General features: G+C 66.1%; 13 protein-coding genes. 5 read left to right on the top strand and 8 right to left on the bottom strand.

What is annotated here, in order from left to right:
- Positions 1-25: 25 nt before the first annotated feature.
- From C489_RS13250 to C489_RS13225, 6 genes are all read right to left on the bottom strand, one after another.
- The gene (locus C489_RS13250; RefSeq protein WP_006431803.1) at positions 26-1,993 is read right to left on the bottom strand and encodes a PH domain-containing protein; all 1,968 of its coding nucleotides are present in this window, start codon (positions 1,991-1,993) and stop codon (positions 26-28) included.
- 237 nt (positions 1,994-2,230) lie between these two features.
- Entirely contained in the window at positions 2,231-3,820 is a 1,590-nt protein-coding gene (locus C489_RS13245; RefSeq protein WP_006431802.1) for an FtsZ/tubulin family protein, read from the bottom strand.
- 243 nt (positions 3,821-4,063) lie between these two features.
- Positions 4,064-5,611, bottom strand: coding sequence for a hypothetical protein (locus C489_RS21905; protein ID WP_006431801.1), 1,548 nt, complete (start codon positions 5,609-5,611; stop codon positions 4,064-4,066).
- A gap of 125 nt (positions 5,612-5,736) precedes the next feature.
- Positions 5,737-8,112 (bottom strand): DEAD/DEAH box helicase, encoded by a 2,376-nt coding sequence (locus tag C489_RS13235; protein WP_006431800.1) that lies wholly within the window; start codon positions 8,110-8,112, stop codon positions 5,737-5,739.
- 49 nt (positions 8,113-8,161) lie between these two features.
- Complete coding sequence (locus C489_RS13230) at positions 8,162-8,752, bottom strand: hypothetical protein (protein WP_006431799.1); 591 nt, start codon at positions 8,750-8,752, stop codon at positions 8,162-8,164.
- A 127-nt stretch (positions 8,753-8,879) separates the two neighbouring features.
- Positions 8,880-9,395, bottom strand: coding sequence for a PH domain-containing protein (locus C489_RS13225; protein WP_006431798.1), 516 nt, complete (start codon positions 9,393-9,395; stop codon positions 8,880-8,882).
- 169 nt (positions 9,396-9,564) lie between these two features.
- Here C489_RS13225 and lipA point away from each other — a divergent pair, with 169 nt between their 5' ends.
- From lipA to lpdA, 5 genes are all read left to right on the top strand, one after another.
- The gene (lipA, locus tag C489_RS13220) at positions 9,565-10,533 is read left to right on the top strand and encodes a lipoyl synthase (RefSeq protein WP_006431797.1); all 969 of its coding nucleotides are present in this window, start codon (positions 9,565-9,567) and stop codon (positions 10,531-10,533) included.
- Between the two features lie 213 nt (positions 10,534-10,746).
- Positions 10,747-11,853 (top strand): pyruvate dehydrogenase (acetyl-transferring) E1 component subunit alpha, encoded by a 1,107-nt coding sequence (pdhA, locus tag C489_RS13215; RefSeq protein WP_006431796.1) that lies wholly within the window; start codon positions 10,747-10,749, stop codon positions 11,851-11,853.
- Positions 11,854-11,857: 4 nt separating this feature from the next.
- A complete protein-coding gene (locus C489_RS13210; RefSeq protein ID WP_006431795.1) occupies positions 11,858-12,853 on the top strand; it encodes an alpha-ketoacid dehydrogenase subunit beta in 996 nt (331 codons plus the stop codon).
- 2 nt (positions 12,854-12,855) lie between these two features.
- Positions 12,856-14,532 (top strand): 2-oxo acid dehydrogenase subunit E2, encoded by a 1,677-nt coding sequence (locus C489_RS13205; RefSeq protein ID WP_006431794.1) that lies wholly within the window; start codon positions 12,856-12,858, stop codon positions 14,530-14,532.
- Between the two features lie 71 nt (positions 14,533-14,603).
- Entirely contained in the window at positions 14,604-16,073 is a 1,470-nt protein-coding gene (gene lpdA / locus C489_RS13200) for a dihydrolipoyl dehydrogenase (RefSeq protein WP_006431793.1), read from the top strand.
- 230 nt (positions 16,074-16,303) lie between these two features.
- Here the strand turns inward: lpdA and C489_RS13195 are convergent, their stop codons facing one another.
- Positions 16,304-16,600, bottom strand: a complete 297-nt coding sequence (locus tag C489_RS13195) for a DUF7521 family protein (protein ID WP_006431792.1) — start codon at positions 16,598-16,600, stop codon at positions 16,304-16,306.
- Positions 16,597-16,974, bottom strand: coding sequence for a winged helix-turn-helix domain-containing protein (locus tag C489_RS13190; protein ID WP_006431791.1), 378 nt, complete (start codon positions 16,972-16,974; stop codon positions 16,597-16,599). Before C489_RS13190 ends, C489_RS13195 begins: the two co-directional genes overlap by 4 nt.
- Between the last annotated feature and the right edge of the window lie 917 nt (positions 16,975-17,891).

The raw sequence follows: 17,891 nt of genomic DNA, 5'->3' as shown, positions 1-17,891 counted from the left end.
CGGGCAATCGCGATCCGAAACGCGCCTATCCGCGGAGCCGCCGGAGCATGACGCTGTACTCGTTTCGTTCGTAAAGCGCCTCGACGTGGCCGAGGACCTCGTCGGCCGCCGAGCAGAGACCGACCGCCCGCATCGGGCTCTCCCCGTCGACGCGCTGGGCCTCGGCCCGGAGGTCGTCGGCCAACGAGAGGAAGTGACGCGGAATCGTGTGGTTGTGATCGGCCCGGACATCGATGTACTCGCGCTCGATCTCGTCGATCCGCGCCTCGAGATCGGCGATCAACTGCCCGGTGTCTGCCGCGGTGTCCCCGTCGAGCGACCGCGACAGCCGCGGCAGCAGCGTCCGATCGTAGAACGTACTCTCCTGATAGATCGCGTACAGTTGCACGTCGGTCACGCCGTCTCGCTCGAGCATCGCCTCGAGTTCCCGAACCCTGTCCGCGAGGTGGCGGTAAACGTCGCCGTCCGCCCGCTGGAGTTCGTCGTCGAGGGCATCAAGTCGCCGCCGAACGTCGCGCTCGCCGATGTCAGCGATCGACGCTTGCAAGTCCGCGTACGCATCGAGCGAGTCGACCGTCGACTGCAGGACCGACGCGGTGTCGTCCGACGCCGATTCGCCCAGCGTCTCGAGCAACTCCCTGGACTGTGGCGACTGCGGGCGGGCCGAGCGCTCGAGGTCGCTGGCGACCGACGGCACGGTCGACTCGGGCGTGTCGTCGCCCAGTTCGCCGCTTTCGATCGTCTCGGCGAGCTGTGCCGTCCGATCGGCGACATCGTCGCTCCGCAATCGAACGTCCGCGTTCTGGCTCGCCGCCCGACAGGCCGCGTCGGCCGCCTCTTGTATCCGATCCCGGTCGCGCTCGCAGGCGTCGAGTTCGTCGCCGAGCGCGAGCGTCCGATCGACGATCGGCTCGAGCGCGTCTGGAAGCCGCCCGCGCTCGCCGGCGAGGGCTCGCTGCGCGGACTCGAGTTGGCGTCGTTCGGACGGGTCGTCGACTCCCTCGACGGCGTCGGTCACCGACGCGGTCGTCTCGAGGGTTTCGACGGCGTCCTCGAGTGCATCCTCGAGCCGTCGCTCGTCCACGTCCTCGGCCGCTAACGCCTGACAGAGTTCGGCCGCCGCGCTCGAGTCCGGATGGTGCCGGTTTGCGATCGAGTTGGCAATCGTCGTGACTGGATGGTTTCGCGGTTCGGGTTCGGGCCCCGGTTCCGGAGCAGCCGCGGGCTCGCTGCGGGTCGAAGCCGACGTCTCGTCGGTTTCCGACGGCGTAAACGGATCGTCCGCGCCGCATTCCGGACAGAAACTCACGTCGGCATCGACGCGGGTCCCGCACTCGAGACAGCGGTCCTTTTCCACGGTATCCGTCTCGGTCTGGTCGGGTGCCGATCGGTCGTTGGATCGGGGTTCGGTTCCCCCGTTTCCGGGAGCTTGCTGCTCCTGCTGTTGTGTGCTTTGCCCCCCGCGCTGTTGGCCTGCCGCCGGGCCGGACCGGGCGGTCGCTCCGCGGCCGCCGCGTCCCGGCTGCATGGACTGTTGGTGCTGCTCGCGAAGCGACCGCGCGAGTTCTTCGTAGTTGCCGATACCGCTCATAGGCAACCGCTCGCCGGCCGCGTCGGTAACCTGGACCGTTCCCTTGCCGAACAGTCCCTCGATGATACCGGAGTTGGTCGAAATTCCGTTGATGTTCCCCAGTCGGGTCTCGAACGTCGAGGAGCCGACCAGGCCCGTTTTCCCCTTGATCCGTTGGTTCGTGACGACGTACCGGCTCCGCTTTCGGGCGAAATACACGTTCAGGAACAACAACACGCCGAGCCCCATCACCACGCCCCTCCCACCGCCGTCGACCCCGAGGCCGACGACGAGAAACAGCACCGAACCGAACAGTCGCCACTTCCAGTTGATCCACGAGGGGTGGACGTTCTCGAGGACGATCTCCCCGTCGAGCGGGTTGATTCCGGCGGTACTCGCCTGATGGCCGTTGTCCTCACTCATCTGTCGCCACGTGTGTCGCCGTTCGATTCGATCCCCAGTTCCCCATCCCGTTCGCTCGCTGGCCGGCACCCATCACTGCCGAAAACCGTCTCCCACACCTATCGTTCTCCATTGGTGGCACGTGTCGAGCAAAGGACTGTAATAGTTCACATTTACTTTCATATAATTATACATACGATGAATGTCCGCCGGCAGCGAGCACCGGAGGGAGCGCAGGCCGGTGTGGTCGCCCCGAAACTATCCCATGTTCTCCCGGCCGAGAGAGGAAAACAGCGCCTCGACCGCGTCCCACTCCTCGCGGACGTTCTCGGCCTGCTCGGTGCTGCCCTCCTGTTTCAGGCGCTGGGCCTGATCGTACATGTCCGACAGCGACGGCATCTTCGGGTTCCATAGCGTCCCCCAGAGGTGAACGTCGTCGAGATCGGGCGTGACGAGCTGTTTGACATGGACATCGATGGTTTCGATCCCCGAAACGTTGCCCGCGTCGAGGAACTCCTCGCCGGAGATGATCTCGGTCAGCGTCCCGTCGGCGACGAACTCCGATACGTCGTCCATCTTTTCGGGCGGCCCGTACGCCAGGAATGTCCCGCCCCACGCGGTCGTCGGATCGAACTCGGCCAGCTTGTTCTGGAACAGTGCGTTCCGGACGAGGATCTCGAGTTTGGATCGATCGATGGAATTCGCCCGCGAGCGCCCGAGCACCGGCGCGAGGATCACGGCCGGCGTAAACGACACGTCCGGGTTCAGCTGGTACTTGTCTTCGACCGGCCGGAAGCTGTCGGCCGGGTCGAACACGTCGCCCATGATCGACATCGTCGCGTCCCGGTCGAGGAACTGCGGCACCGACGACATGGTAAACGCCTCGAGGAACGCCACGAGCGGCCGGTTGATCTCCGTGTACTGCGGCGGGTTGTACTCCTCGAGGCGGTCGATCCGCGGGCGGATGTCCGCCTGGACGTTCTCGAGGCGGTTGTTGTCGAAGGGGATGATCGCGTCGACCGCTCTCGAGGTACGTGCGAGCCCGACGACCCCGTTTACCTTCGCGCGGCCACCGTACTCCGAGTACTCGGTTCCCTCCGACGGGATGACGACGCTGCTAAAGAGCGGTTTCGGGACGATCGTCTCGTCCGCGAGGACCTCCGTTCTGAGCTTCTCGGCGAGCACCGGCGTCGCGCCGCAGCCGGTGCCTTTCGTCACGCTGTGGACGAACATCACCGCTTGGGAGTCTTTGATGTGATCGGTCCGCATGTCCCACCGTTCCCGGAACGGGTCAGCGTCTCCCTCGAAATCGGCCTCCATGAGCTGTTTGCCGATGTCCCACCGGTAGCCGGCCCCCGCGTAATCGTGCCGGCCCGAGCCGATGATACAGTTCGGCAGCAGGTCGTTACGGCTGTAGTCGTTTTCCTCCTGTGCGTAGTAGGTCTGCTCGAGTTCGCTGACGTTCGTGTTCAGCGCCCCGTAGCCGGCGAGCCCGCCCTCCCAGATCCGCGCGCGTCGCTCGTTGTTCTCGGACAGCGTCTCGCGGCGCAGCAAGATCGCGTCGAGGAGGTTGTTGCCCGCGCCGCCGACGCCGATGAGGAACCACTTCTTGCCGTACGAACTGTCGAGCAACTCCTCGCTCGGTGTCTCCGTCGGCGTCCCCGACTCGGGCCCGGTGTCGGTCGGTTCCGACTCGGACTCCGCGGCGAAGACCTCCTCGCGCAGCTCCGGATACACCTGTTCGACCGAAGCCGGTTCGTCGCCGTGTGCGACTCGAATGTGCTCGACGAGGGTCGCCCGCTCCCACTCCCCCTCCCGCGCCATACAGATTTTACAGAGATTCGTCATTCTCGGTGCTACCCTACCCGTACGTCGGAACTATCTAAAGGATTACGTGTGGTCCGGCGACGTTCGCGCGCCGTACTCCGCCAGACGCGCCGGTCGCGATCTCCCGGCCCGTTCTGTGGAAAATTCATTGATACTTCATCGATAACGAAAGTCGTCGATCGTTCGCCGCCGTCGGCGCGCGGGTAACGACGCCCTTCGGCCTTCGGCGGCTGGCCCGCCCCGGTGCGTCTCGCAGCAATCGGCTCAGCCGCCATGGCGCTCCGCGAACCGCTCCCGCAGCGTCTCGAGGCCGCCGGCCGGCGTCGTCCGATCGGTGAACTCGATCTCGAGAAAGCCCGGCGGCGCTCCCTCCTGCAGGTCGACCGCGGCGACGATATCCGTCTGTCGCCGGCAGAACGTGGCCAGTTCTTCGAGGACGGCCGGTTGCGCGACGCCCGTCGGGAGTTGCTCGGTCTGACACTGAACGGTGTCGCCGCCGGTGTCGCCGTCGAGTTCCCGGAGGACGAACAGGATCTCGTCGGCGACTGACTCGGTCGTGACGCGGTCTCTGGTCCCCGCCGAGGCCGTCGACCCGCCGGTCGGCGTCCGTTCGCGCGCCGACGACCCGTCGCCGCCTCTCGCCGGCTCGCCCGCGGCTCCCGTCGTGTCACCTTCTCCGCCGAGCGCGTTCCGTTCGGAAATGACGATCGCGTCCCCTTCGACGGACGCGTCCACGTCGTACTGCCGTTCGATGATCGGCACGAGATCGGACACAAGCGCCGTCGAGACGGCAGTCGGCAACTCGACCGTGCCGCTGCCGTGCTCGATCGTCCCGACCAGCCCGCCGAGGAGGTCGACGGTGATGAGCAGTTCGTCGGCAGCCTCGCGGGCGTCCCGAAGCTCCCGTTTCGCGTCGTCGAACGAACAGCGGTGCAGCGACCGCGTCGCGTCCGATACGTCGCGTTCGATTTCGGCGACGCCCTCGACCTCGTCGTGTCGCCCCGACAGCACGAAGTCGTCGACGCGATCGGCCAGCGAGCCCTCGAGGCGGTCGACCAGTTCGCGGATATCGTCTAACGTCGCTTCGATTTCGTCCCGCAGATCGACGATCTCACCCTCGCGGCGACGAACGTACTGACGGATCTCCTCGCGGTGGTCGTCGACCGCCGCGGCGGTCGCGGCCGCCTCCCGCAGTGTGCCGTCCTCGAGCCGGTCGCGGACGGCTGCTTCCGTCGACCCGATGTGGACCGTCTCCCCCGACGGCGGCACCGCGAGTTCGCGGTACCGGCTCGGGAGGTTCACGATCTCGTAACGCTCGCCGTCCGGCGCGGTCAGACCTGCGTCGAATCGGCCGTCGGTGAGCGCGTCCTCGAGCGCGCGGCGGAGGTCGCGCTCGGCGCGATCGATCGCCGCCGGGTCCGGCTCGCGGTCGTCGAACGCGACCTCGTGGACGCGGTCGACCGCGTCGGGAACGATCGGCTCGAGTCGCTCGAGGGTCGACTCCCCGATCCGATCCGCGACCGTCTCGCGGCTGCGCTCGGTCTCGATGTCGCTCCCGGCCGATTCACCGCTCGAGCGGTCGGTGGCGTCGGAGCCGTTGGTTTCCGTTCCGGACCGAACACGGACGACGACTGCGGCACCGACGACCGCGAGCACCGCCGCGATCAGCGCGAGCGCGGTCGGATCGTCCGCCAGCGACAGCACCGCGCCGGATCGCTCCGTCCACCCCGTCGCGCCGGTCCACGTTTCGATGGCCCCGCCCCCCGACCGCACCGCGGCTGTCGCTCCACCCACCCCAAACTCGGTCTGCATATCGGGAGTGTCGAGGGTAGAACTGCAAAGAAGTATCGGCTATCGAACGACTCTCCGGTGACTCTCAGCCGGTCTCGAACGACTGTAGAACGCCTGTCCGCCGGTCGCTGTCCCGTCTCCGGCCGCTACTCGACGCGAACAATCCGTGTATCCGTAATCGGGACCAGTGGCTCCTCCGGGAAGGCGACGCTAACGGTGAACTCGAGTTCGTCCGCGTCGGCACCGAAGACGCCGACCGGGAGGGTCTCGGCGTCGCGCAGATAGGTGTTCGTGCTCGTCATCTCTACTCCATTGACGGTCACGCGGACCCCTGCTCGAGCGGGTTCGCCGACGTTTCGGACCGTGACCTCGCAGACCTCGTTCTCGCCCGTCGCGACGGTCTCGGGGAACTGGCCCCACTCGATTTCGATCGCGGGCAGGGACTGTGCGCCCTCGGAGACGCCCTCGGCGACGCCTTCCGTGAGGCCGGCGTCGACGAGGCCCGCGACGCCCGCGTCGACCACATCGCCGGGAGTCGAGAGCCCCTCGGTCGCCAGCTTGCTCGCCCGACCCGAGCCGACGCCGTCGATGGCGGTCAGCCCGACCGCGTCCTCGGCGACGCCGTTCTCGATCCGGGCCTCGACCCGCCGCGCGAGGTTCGCGGCGTGGGGGCCGACGAACCGATCGAGGAAGGCCCCGAGCGCCGAGAGGAGCCGCGTGGCGTTCTGGCGGATGACCCACGCGTCGCTCCGGAGTTCGGAGGGGGTCGTCCCGCTGGCCGCGCTCCGGAGGATCGCGAGTACCTTTCGTTCGCCCGCCTCGAGGTCCGCTGTATCTTCGCCGACGAGGACCGCGCTGATCGCGTCGCGTTCGTCCTGGCGCGACGAGACGGAGTCGAACTCCGCGGCGGTCGCGACCGCCTCGAGAATGTCGCCGGTCGTCAGTTCGTCGCCGCTGGCGCTTCCGCCGTCTTCGCCGCCGACGCGGTCACACAGGGCCGCGAACCGGGCCGCGGTGTCGAGTCTGAGATAGTACTTCGAAGTGAGGACGCCACGCGGCGTCGCCTCGATCGAGAGATCCTCGCCGGTCTCGACGAACCCGCGATCGACCAGCCCCTCGAGACAGTCTCGGACCCGTTGGCGGAGGTTCGGAAAGTCGTACTCGTCGGGTTTGGACTGGCCGCGGACGTAGTAGAAAGTCGTCTCGAGCCAGTCCATTACGTCCTCGAGATCGGTGATCGTCCCCATCGCGATCTCGGCGTTGAGATGCGTTTCGAGGCTTTCGGCCAGTCGGGACTCGATCTCCTTCCCGTCGCGGAGCAGTCGGCGGTACTTGTCGGCTTCCGCCGTGTCGCAGACGACCCAGCCGTAGCCGACGTCGTCGTAGCCCGGGCGGCCGGCGCGGCCGAGCATCTGGAGCACGTCGAGGGGACTCATGTCGACTTCGCCCTCGAGGGGGTCGTGGTGTTTCGTGTCCCGAATCACGACACAGCGGGCGGGCAGGTTGACCCCCCACGCCAGCGTCGAGGTCGAGAAGAGGAGTTCGATGTGGCCCGCCTTGAACCACTCCTCGACGAGGTCGCGGTCGTTCTTCGAGAGCCCGGCGTGGTGGAAGGCCACGCCGTCGAGCACCGACTTCCGGAGCGTGCCGTCGTCGAGTTCCTTCGAGTCGGTGTGGAAGTCGTAGTCGCCACGCGCGCCCATCGGAATGTCGCGTTCCGCGATCTCGTCTCTGGCCTTCTTGGCCGCCTGCACGGTGTCCTGTCGGGAGGAGACGAAGACGAGCGATTGGCCGTCCTCGCGGAGGTGGGGCTCAGCCAGATCCAGCGCCCGGTAGAGCCGGCGGTACTTGTCCGCAAAGGAGTTGTCGCCGTGGGTATACGTCTTGACGCCCGCGTTGAGTTCGACAGGCCGGTACTCCTCACCGAACTCGAAGGTCGTCTCCTCGGGGGCGTCGAGCCACGCCGCCACGTCCCCGATGTTCGGCATCGTCGCCGAGAGCGCGACGACCCGGGGGTCACAGAGCCGGCGCAGCCGAGAGATCGTCACCTCGAGCACCGAGCCCCGGCGGTCGGCGTCGAGCAGGTGGACCTCGTCGATCACGCAGACATCGATGTCGGTGACGAAGTCGTACCGCCGCGAGTCGTGTTTGCGGGTCGCCGAGTCGAGCTTTTCGGGGGTCATCACGAGGATGTCCGCCCGGCGCGCTCGCCGCGGGTTCAGGTCGCGCTCGCCGGTGACGACGTAGACCGAGTAATCCAGTTCCTCGAACCGGTCCCAGTCGTCTTCCTTCTCGTTCGTCAGCGCTCGCATCGGGGCGATAAAGAGCGCGGTGCCCCCGTCGGCCAGCGCCTTACAGATCGCGAGTTCCGCGAGCGCCGTCTTCCCCGAGGCGGTGGGCGCGCTCGCGACCACGTTGTCCTCGGACTCGAGCAGTGCGGGCAGTGCCTCGCGTTGCATCCGGTTGAACTCCTCGAAGGCAAAAGCGTCCGCGAATTCGGGGAGAACCTCGGCAACCTCCATCACACGGAAACGGGGAGTGCCGGGTCAAAGGCGTTTCCTTCGAGTCGTCTTACTGTGCGTTGGCGACGGCGGCGATCGCGGCACCGGCGGTGGCGAAGACGAGCGGATACAACACGCCGCCGAGGACGATCGCGGGCACGAGCACTGGCGCGATCGAGCTGGTGGTCTCGATACCGAAGGTGGACGCTTCCGTGGTTGATTCGGCGACGATCGCTCCGAGACTGATGACCGCGGCGTAGCCGATCGTCACCGGCGCACCGGCGATAACGGCGTCGCCGAGGTCGGTAACGGACCATCGCACGGCCAGAAACGCACCGACTGCGAACAACACGAGTGGCGGAATCGCGTACAGCGGGTCGGCACCCGATTCGGCGATGAGATCGAGGACCCGCGTCCCGCTGAACGAGCCGACCTGACCGCTGGCCTCGACGTCGACCATGTGGGCTTCGTAGAAGTACCACGCGACGCCTTTCCACTGGGCGACATCCTCACCGAAGATCTCGCGGACGTCGCTCCCGACCAGCAGGTACGTCAGGAGATAGCCGATCGCGGCCGCGAAGACGCCGAGTCCCGCACTCGCCGCGACGCTCGAGCCACGCGATACCGTGCTCTCTTCGGACGTTGCCAGCTGTGAAGACATTGTGTCACTGGTAGAATTCGGGTAATATAATGAGCTTTGTGTTTTCCCCGCTCCCCGGCCCGCGATGTCATCCCGCCTCGAGACAGTCTCGCGTTCGGTGGCGACCGCCATCCGTCGGACCCGCCGTTCAGACGGTCGATTCGTCGGCCGCGACGCGCTCGAGTCGGTCGCTGAGCCGGCTGCTGGCCCGCTCGGGTTGGGGGACGCCCTCGAAGACCAGTTCCGGCTCGCCGGAGCCGGCGGTGTAGACAGTCAGGTCGCCGTAGCCCAGCAGGCGGCCGACGCCGGACTGGCGCAGGCTGGTGTTCTGGACGCGATCGAGGCGGAACTGAGTAACGTCTCTGGAGATCACGCCCCGTTTCTTGTAGAGCTCCGTGGAGGTGATGACGTAGCGCGTGTTCGTCCAGATGAGATACCGGGCGAGCGCGATACTCACGCCGGCCACCGTGACGAGGACGCCGAGTATCGTCAGGAGCCCGACGCCGTCGGTCCCGCTCCACCCGGCGAGCAGGATGCCCGCGAGCGCGAGCGCGATCCCGACCGGGAGCTCGGTCCCCATCGCGATCGGATGGGGGCGGCTCTCCCAGACGATGCTCTCGTCGTCGCTGATGTGAAACCAGTCGGGCGTCGAGCCGAGGGCCATCGGCCGCGCCTATTCCGTACCTGTCCGTAAAGCTATCGGGGGAACGGACCGGTTACCCGCGACGCTGTCGAGCGGCGGCCGATTTGTCCCTCCATACCGACGGTTCGCTCGAGTCGAGACGAACCGCGGGACCACCACGGTTTTTGACCGCGCGGACCCATGTGGTGATATGAGCCGCGCGCGCAAGCCCGACTGGCTGAAGAGTCGCCCGCCGTCGGGACGGGAGTTCGCCGGCATCCGGGAGACGCTGCGGGAACACGACCTGCACACCGTCTGCGAGGAGGCAAACTGCCCGAATCTGGGCGAGTGCTGGTCGGGCAGGGGCGGGTCCGACGGCAGTGGGTCGGGCGGCGGAACGGCGACGTTCATGCTGATGGGCGATCGCTGCTCTCGAGGCTGTAACTTCTGTGATGTTCGGACCGGCGGGATGGACGCTCTCGATCCCGACGAGCCGGAAAACGTCGCCGAGGCGATCGCCGAGATCGGGCTGGACTACGTCGTCCTCACCAGCGTCGACCGGGACGATCTGCCCGACCAAGGTGCGGGCCACTTCGCCGAGACGATCCGCGAGATCAAGGCCCGCCACCCCGGCATCCTCGTCGAGGTGCTGATTCCTGACTTTCAGGGCGAGGAGCGCCTCGTCAGGAAGATCATCGACGCCGAACCCGACGTGATTGCCCACAACGTCGAGACCGTCGACCGCCTGCAGTACCCCGTTCGGGACCGCCGCGCCGGCTACGAGCAGAGCCTGTCGGTCTTAGAGCAGGTCGGTCGGGAAAGCGACATTTACACCAAAACCTCCGTCATGCTCGGGCACGGTGAGTACGACCACGAGGTCTACCAGACGCTTGCGGACCTGCGCGAACGCGGCGTCGACATCGTCACGCTGGGGCAGTATCTCCAGCCCTCGCGGGATCACCTCGAGGTCCAGCGCTACGACCACCCCGATAAGTACGAGACGTGGCGACGCGTCGCCGAAGACGAGTTAGGCTTCCTCTATTGTGCCAGCGGTCCGATGGTGCGCTCGTCGTACAAGGCCGGCGAACTGTTCGTCGACGCCGTCCTGCGCGAGGGCAAGAGCGTCGAGGAAGCGAGGGCCGACGCGCGCCCGACGCGGCCACAGCAGACCGAGTCCTAAGCGCGCCCGCGTCAACGGTCGCTCGCACTCGAGAGTCACGTTCCACAACCGGCAGAAATCGGTCGGCTTTGCGCACTTCTGTTCGCTGTTGTCGGGATCTGTCTCGGAGTCGTCCAGCCGTCCGGCAAAAATCTCACGAACAGTAACCTACTTTTGGGAAACTCCTTTATCCTGAGCGATAGTTTACTCGAGTATGTACAGGTGGGTTGTCCCGTGAGTACGTTACAGCGCGATCCCCGCGAGCGAGTACAGATACTCGACGAGGCGGGTCGGGTCCGAGAGGGTGCCGAGGTGCCGGATCTCACCGAGGACCAACTCGTCGAGATGTACGAGCAGATGCGGCTCGTGCGCCGGTTCGACGAGCGGGCCGTCAGCCTCCAGCGGCAGGGGCGGATGGGCACCTATCCGCCGCTGTCCGGACAGGAGGGCGCACAGGTCGGTAGCGCCCACGCGTTAGCCGAAGAGGACTGGGTCTTCCCCAGTTACCGCGAACACGGCGTCGGGCTGGTTCGCGGGCTCTCCCTCGAGCGGACTCTGCTCTACTGGATGGGCCACGAGCGCGGCAACTACATGCCCGAGGATGTCAATATCTTCTCGGTCGCGGTCCCCATCGCGACCCAGATTCCCCACGCGACCGGTGCGGCGTGGGCCTCGAAACTCCGCGACGAAAACAAGGCCTTCATCTGTTACTTCGGCGACGGCGCGACCTCCGAAGGTGACTTCCACGAGGGGCTGAACTTCGCCGGCGTCTTCGACACGCCGACCGTCTTCTTCTGTAACAACAACCAGTGGGCCATCTCGGTCCCGCGCGAACGCCAGACGGCGAGTGCCACGCTCGCCCAGAAGGCCACCGCCTACGGCTTCGAGGGGGTGCAGGTCGACGGCATGGACCCGATCGCGGTCTACAAGGTCACCAAGGAGGCCCTCGAGAAAGCCAAGGACCCCGACGAAGACGAATTGCGGCCGACGCTCATCGAGGCCGTCCAGTACCGGTTCGGAGCCCACACTACCGCCGACGATCCCTCCGTCTACCGGACCGACGACGAGGTCGAACGCTGGAAGCAGAAAGACCCGATCCCGCGACTCGAGACGTACCTGCGGTCGACGGGCATCCTCGACGCGGAGCGGGTCGAGACGATCGAGGCGCGGATCGAGGAGGCCGTGGCCGACGCGATCGGGTCGGCCGAGTCGGTCGAACGGCCAGACCCCGAGGAGATCTTCGCCCACGTCTACGAGGGGATGCCCCGACGGCTCCAAACGCAACTCGAGTACTTCGAATCGATCCGCGAGGACCACGGCGACGACGCGCTCTTGGAGTGATACCATGGCAGCAGAATCAGAATCGGAGACCCTCACGCTGGTACAGGCCGTACGGGACGGATTGCACACCGAGATGGCCCGCGACGACGACGTCATCGTCATGGGCGAAGACGTCGGCAAGAACGGCGGCGTCTTCCGCGCGACCGAAGGCCTCTACGACGAGTTCGGCGAGAACCGGGTCGTCGACACGCCGCTCGCCGAGTCGGGTATCGTCGGGACGGCGATCGGGATGGCCGCCTACGGGATGCGGCCGGTCCCCGAGATCCAGTTCATGGGCTTCATCTATCCCGCGTTCGACCAGATCGTCTCCCATGCCGCGCGCTTGCGGACGCGCTCGCGCGGCCGATACACGTGTCCGCTGGTTATCCGCGCCCCCTACGGCGGCGGGATCCGCGCGCCCGAACACCACTCCGAATCGACCGAGGCGATGTTCGTCCACCAGCCCGGGCTCAAGGTCGTCATCCCGTCGACCCCCTACGATACGAAGGGGCTGCTGACCAGCGCGATCCGGAGTCCCGATCCGGTGCTCTTCCTCGAGCCCAAACTCATCTACCGGGCGTTCCGCGAGGAGGTTCCGGACGAATCCTACGAGGTGCCGATCGGCGAGGCGGCCGTCCGCCGCGAGGGCAGCGATATCTCGGTCTACACGTGGGGCGCGATGACCCGGCCGACGCTCGAGGCCGCCGAGAACCTCGAAGACGAGGGGATCGACGCCGAGGTAGTCGACCTGCGAACGGTCTCGCCGTTAGACGAGGAGACCATCGTCGAATCCTTCAAGAAGACCGGCCGCGCCGCGGTCGTCCACGAGGCACCGAAGACCGGCGGGCTGGGAGCCGAGATCACCGCGACCCTGCAGGAGGAAGCACTACTGTATCAGGAAGCCCCGGTGGAGCGCATCACGGGTTTCGACACGCCGTTCCCGCTGTACGCGCTCGAGGACTACTACCTGCCCGAGCCGGCGCGCATCGAGGACGGCATTCGAGACGCCGCGGAGTTCTGATCATGGTCAGGGAATTCGAGCTACCGGACGTCGGCGAGGGAGTCGCGGAGGGCGAACTGGTCTCGTGGCTGGTCGAGGCGGGCGACGAGGTTTCCGAGGACCAACCGGTCGCGGAGGTCGAGACGGACAAAGCGCTCGTGGAGGTCCCCGCGCCGGTCGACGGCACGGTCCGTGAGTTACACGTCGAGGCGGGCGAGGTCGTCCCCGTCGGGACGGTGATCATCTCGTTCGACGTGGCGGGCGAAACTGACGGCGCGGCCGAGACGGAGACGGAATCGGAGCGAGAGCAGACGAGCGAACCCGCCGGCGTCGACGAACCGGGCGAGCCACAGGACGAACCCGGTGCCGTCGCCGGCAACCCCGGCGCGACCGGGGCGGACACCGAAGCGGTCGCCCCGCCCGACGATCGTGTTTTCGCTCCCCCGCGCGTGCGCCGGCTGGCCCGCGAGGAAGGGATCGACCTCTTGAGTCTCGAGGGAAGCGGCCCCGGCGGTCGGATCACCGCGGCCGACGTGCAGGCCGCTACTGGCGGCGGAGTTGGCGACGGAGCGGTGCAGGCACAATCGTCGACCGCCGAAGCCGATCCCCCATCCGATACGGCCGGCGCTGGAACGGGGACGAGCGACTCGAGCGGTGCGAGTGCCGGTGCCGGAACCGGCGAGAAATCGGCTGCTACGGCGGGGACCGAGGCCTCGAGCACCCAGCGAACGGAGACGCCGGCACAGGTCGAATCCGCCGATCGAGACACGACACTGGCCGCGCCAGCGACCCGGCGGATCGCCGACGAGGAGGGAATCGACATCGATGCCGTCCCGACGACCGAGGAGCGCGACGGCGAAGCGTTCGTCACGCCCGAAGCGGTCCAGGAGTACGCGGCTGCCCAACAGCGGGCACAGGAGGCAGATCGAGACGCAGTCGAAGCCGGCGAGCGGGTGGGGACGAAGGGGGCCGACTTCGCCGAGGGCGAGCGCGAACGCCGCGAGCCGTTCCGGGGCGTCCGCAAGCGCATCGCCGAGGCGATGGTGGAGTCCAAGTATAGCGCGCCACAGGTCACCCACCACGACGAGGTTGACGTGACCGAACTCGTCGCGGCACGCGAGGAACTCAAACCCCGCGCCGAGGAGCGGGGCATCCGGCTCACCTACATGCCGTTCATCATGAAGGCCGTCGTCGCGGCGCTGCACGAACACCCCGAGATGAACGCGGTCATCGACGAGGAAAACGAGGAGATCGTCTACCGCGACTACTACAACATCGGGATCGCGACGGCGACTGACGTCGGACTGATGGTCCCTGTGGTCGAGGATGCCGACCGGAAGGGACTGCTGCAACTCTCCTCGGAGCTGAACGAGGTCGTCCGGAAGGCCCGCGATCGGACGATCAGTCCCGGCGAACTGCGCGGCTCGACGTTTACGATCACCAACGTCGGCGGTATCGGCGGCGAGTACGCGACGCCGATCATCAACTACCCCGAGGCGGGCATCCTCGCGATCGGTGAGATCAAACGCAAGCCTCGGGTCGTGGTCGACGAGAACGGCACCGAGTCGATCGAACCGCGCTCGGTGCTGACCCTGTCGCTGTCGTTCGATCACCGGCTGATCGACGGCGCGGTGGGCGCGCAGTTTACGAACACCGTCATGGAGTACCTCGAGAACCCCAACCTACTATTGCTCGAGTGATCGAAGCCACCGGTACCGACCATGAACACACAGATTTCACGCACGACACACGCGATGGAGGAGGATAACTGATGGTCGTCGGAGACGTCACCACCGGAACCGACGTCTTGGTCATCGGCGCGGGCCCCGCCGGCTACGTGGCCGCGATCCGCGCCGGCCAACTCGATCTCGACATCACGCTCGTCGAGCGAGACGCCTACGGGGGGACCTGTCTGAACTACGGCTGTATCCCCTCCAAAGCGTTGATTACCGCGACCGACATCGCTCACGAGGCCGCCACCGCCGAGGAGATGGGCATTCACGCCGACCCCGCGATCGACCTCGCCGGGATGATGGACTGGAAAGACGGCGTCGTCGACCAGCTCACCGGCGGCGTCGAGAAGCTCTGCAAGGCCAATCAGGTCAACCTGCTCGAGGGAACCGCCCACTTCGTCGACGAGAACACCGTCCGCGTCTCCCACAGCGGCGACGGACAGGGCTCCGAGAGCCTCGAGTTCGAACACGCCGTTATCGCGACCGGCTCGCGGCCCATCGAGATTCCGAACTTCGAGTACGGGGGCGAACCGGTCCTCGACTCGAAACAGGCCCTCGCGCTCGAGTCCGTCCCCGACTCGCTGGTCGTCGTCGGGGCCGGCTACATCGGGATGGAACTCGCGAGCGTCTTCGCCAAACTCGGGACGGACGTGACCGTCCTCGAGATGCTCGACTCGATCCTCCCGGGGTACGACGCCGATCTCAAACGCCCGGTCAAGCAACGCGCGAACGACCTCGGGATCGACTTCGAGTTCGGCTACACCGCATCGGAGTGGCACGACCGCGACGGCGCAGATGGCATCCGCGTCGTCGCCGAACCGGCCGAACAGGCCGCCGCCGACGGGGGCAGCGCCGAAACCGTCGAAGACGAACGCCTCGAACTCGACGCCGAAAAAGTACTCGTGGCTGTCGGCCGCCAGCCGGTCTCGGACACCCTCGACCTCGCGGAAGCCGGTATCGAGACGAACGACCGCGGGTTCATCGACACCGATTCGCACGCACGCACGAACGTCGATCACATCTTCGCCGCGGGCGACGTCGCCGGCGAACCGATGCTCGCACACAAGGGCAGCGCGGAGGGGAAGGTCGCCGCCGAAGTAATCGCCGGGGAACCCGCCGCCCTCGACCACCAAGCCATGCCGGCCGCCGTCTTCACCGATCCCGAAATCGGAACCGTCGGCATGACCGAATCCGAGGCCGACGAAGCCGGCTTCGAGCCCGTGACCGGTCAGTTCCCGTTCCGCGCGAGCGGCCGCGCGCTCACGACCGGAGACGCCGACGGGTTCGTCAAAATCGTCGCCGACGACGAAGACGGCTACGTCCTCGGGGCCTCGATCGTCGGCCCCGAAGCCTCGGAACTGATCGCCGAACTCGCCCTCGCGATCGAACTCGGTGCGACCCTCGAGGACGTCGCGTCGACGGTCCACACCCACCCGACGCTCTCGGAAGCGGTGATGGAAGCCGCCGAAAACGCGCTCGGACACGCGATTCACACGCTGAACCGCTGACGCGGCGATCGCCCGCAGTCCGTATCCACGGCTCGCTTTTCACCGATTCGTTCGATTCCGTCTCTCTCGAGCGCCGAGGAATTCTCTGGCGTGGTGGACTACGTGACACAGCGCGACTATCTGACGGTCCAAAACTGCGATCGCCGAGAGCCGTGACCGCGCGACGAACTGCGAGAGAGCGGGACGATCAGCCCCGGAGCGGACGTACTTGTCGATCCGCCACGAAAGAGTCACTGCACGTACAGCGAGTACGCGATCACGACGAAGCCGGCCAATACGAGCAGGCTCTCGAGCAGGATCCCCGTCACGAGATCGACACCGAGTAGCTCGTACAACATGCCGGCGAGTACAAAGCCGAGCGTGACGAGACCGAACCCGCCCGCGAGATAGCCCAACGCCCGCTGTCGTGTCCGGCGATACGCCTTGAACGCGAAGTACGTAATAATGCCCCCGACCACGAGCACGAGCGTCTTGACGACGGCCAGCGCGAGCATGATCTCGGCCGAGCCGGCGGGAAATGGATTCATGTTTCCTTTCGCACCTCCGACCACAGGTCCGCGAGCCGTTCGTCCGCCGTCCGCGCCGGCCGATCGATCTGGACCGTCAGCGACCGATCCTCGTCCAACCCGAGCGTGATCTCGTCGAACGCGACCGAGTACTTGCTCGCGTGATGTCCGTCCTGTCGAATCTCGGTCGACTCCTCGAGCAGCGTCGCCTCGGTCAACAGCTCGAGTTTCCGGTACAGCGTCGACTGTGGGATCTCACACCGCTTCGATAGCTCCGATGCGGTCATGGGTTCCTCGAGGTTTCGGATGATCTCACGGCAGTCGGGATCGTCCAGCGCAGAGCAGATCTCCTCCGCGGCCGGCGTCGATTCCGAAGCGAACGGGTCCCGGACCATTCGTCTCCCCCTTGCAACGCACGTGGTTTATCGGCATCGATGCGTTCCCCATCCCTCTCCCTGCGCCGCCGACACGGGGACACGAGGAAACCTTCTTGCGCGTGCACGCTCGAGTGCGACCTACGCGGGTATCATTCGGTCCGACTCCCTACAAGGGCGGGATGACCGGCCGACCTCCGCCCGCGTGACATGCTTTCTGGTCCTGAATCGACTCGCTCGAGGAGCGAATGCATTTATTAGTGTTTGCGAGTCGACTATCTCGTGGAAAATCGTGCCATGGTAGCGGGTTCCGATACCAGTCTCGTCCGACGGCCTTATATGTGTACCCGGCATTCGATTGTAATGCGAACGACGTGGCGCACTCCGTCACGTTCCCTCCGGCCGCAACCCGGCGCGGGGGATGTCTTCCATCCACCCTCGGATACGCCGTCGGTTCGATCCGACGGCCTTATCCGTACACGGGGGTTCCACTATGGATGTGTTCGCGACCGGTGTTCCCGGTTGCGACAGTCCGGAGCCCTTATACGTGCGTGGGCGTTCAGTTGTGATCGCACACGCCCTCGCCGGATGCGGTTTCCGGCGGGGCGGCGATCCGACGCCCTTATATGTACGAGGGAATTCGGATGTGAACACGAAGAAGATGTGATCGACGGGACGTTCAACTCGTCCCGTCATCCCGGATGGTTCCGGTCCGAAGGGGTTATGTACCCCGGACGGCTTATGAATACATCCGCACGAGATGAGGATTCCACCCCTGCGGTCCGCCGTACAGATGGGATCTGATGTTAGCCTTGGTAGTTCGGTGACGCCCGCTTGGTCGTCGAGTCGGAGTCATCGAACGTGGACCATTATGTGTGAGTGTGTACTAACATTCACCGCCAACAGACCCTCCCCAACTGGGGAGATCATATAGCATT

Origin of the sequence: Natrinema versiforme JCM 10478 (assembly GCF_000337195.1) — an archaeon.
GTDB classification, from domain to species: Archaea; Halobacteriota; Halobacteria; order Halobacteriales; family Natrialbaceae; genus Natrinema; species Natrinema versiforme.
The sequence above is the reverse complement of the archived record's forward strand: the minus strand, read 5'-3'. Positions and strand labels throughout refer to the sequence as shown.

Excerpts from the sequence above, each read along its gene's own strand:
- C489_RS13190 (WP_006431791.1), bottom strand. The coding sequence starts at position 16,974 with ATGGTCCGGGACCCGTTCGCTTCGGAATCGACGCCGGCCGCGGAGGAG.
- lipA (WP_006431797.1), top strand. The coding sequence starts at position 9,565 with ATGAGCCGCGCGCGCAAGCCCGACTGGCTGAAGAGTCGCCCGCCGTCG.
- C489_RS13195 (WP_006431792.1), bottom strand. The coding sequence starts at position 16,600 with ATGAATCCATTTCCCGCCGGCTCGGCCGAGATCATGCTCGCGCTGGCC.
- lpdA (WP_006431793.1), top strand. The coding sequence starts at position 14,604 with ATGGTCGTCGGAGACGTCACCACCGGAACCGACGTCTTGGTCATCGGC.
- C489_RS13230 (WP_006431799.1), bottom strand. The coding sequence starts at position 8,752 with ATGTCTTCACAGCTGGCAACGTCCGAAGAGAGCACGGTATCGCGTGGC.
- C489_RS13225 (WP_006431798.1), bottom strand. The coding sequence starts at position 9,395 with ATGGCCCTCGGCTCGACGCCCGACTGGTTTCACATCAGCGACGACGAG.
- C489_RS13235 (WP_006431800.1), bottom strand. The coding sequence starts at position 8,112 with ATGGAGGTTGCCGAGGTTCTCCCCGAATTCGCGGACGCTTTTGCCTTC.
- C489_RS13250 (WP_006431803.1), bottom strand. The coding sequence starts at position 1,993 with ATGAGTGAGGACAACGGCCATCAGGCGAGTACCGCCGGAATCAACCCG.
- C489_RS21905 (WP_006431801.1), bottom strand. The coding sequence starts at position 5,611 with ATGCAGACCGAGTTTGGGGTGGGTGGAGCGACAGCCGCGGTGCGGTCG.
- C489_RS13210 (WP_006431795.1), top strand. The coding sequence starts at position 11,858 with ATGGCAGCAGAATCAGAATCGGAGACCCTCACGCTGGTACAGGCCGTA.
- C489_RS13205 (WP_006431794.1), top strand. The coding sequence starts at position 12,856 with ATGGTCAGGGAATTCGAGCTACCGGACGTCGGCGAGGGAGTCGCGGAG.
- C489_RS13245 (WP_006431802.1), bottom strand. The coding sequence starts at position 3,820 with ATGACGAATCTCTGTAAAATCTGTATGGCGCGGGAGGGGGAGTGGGAG.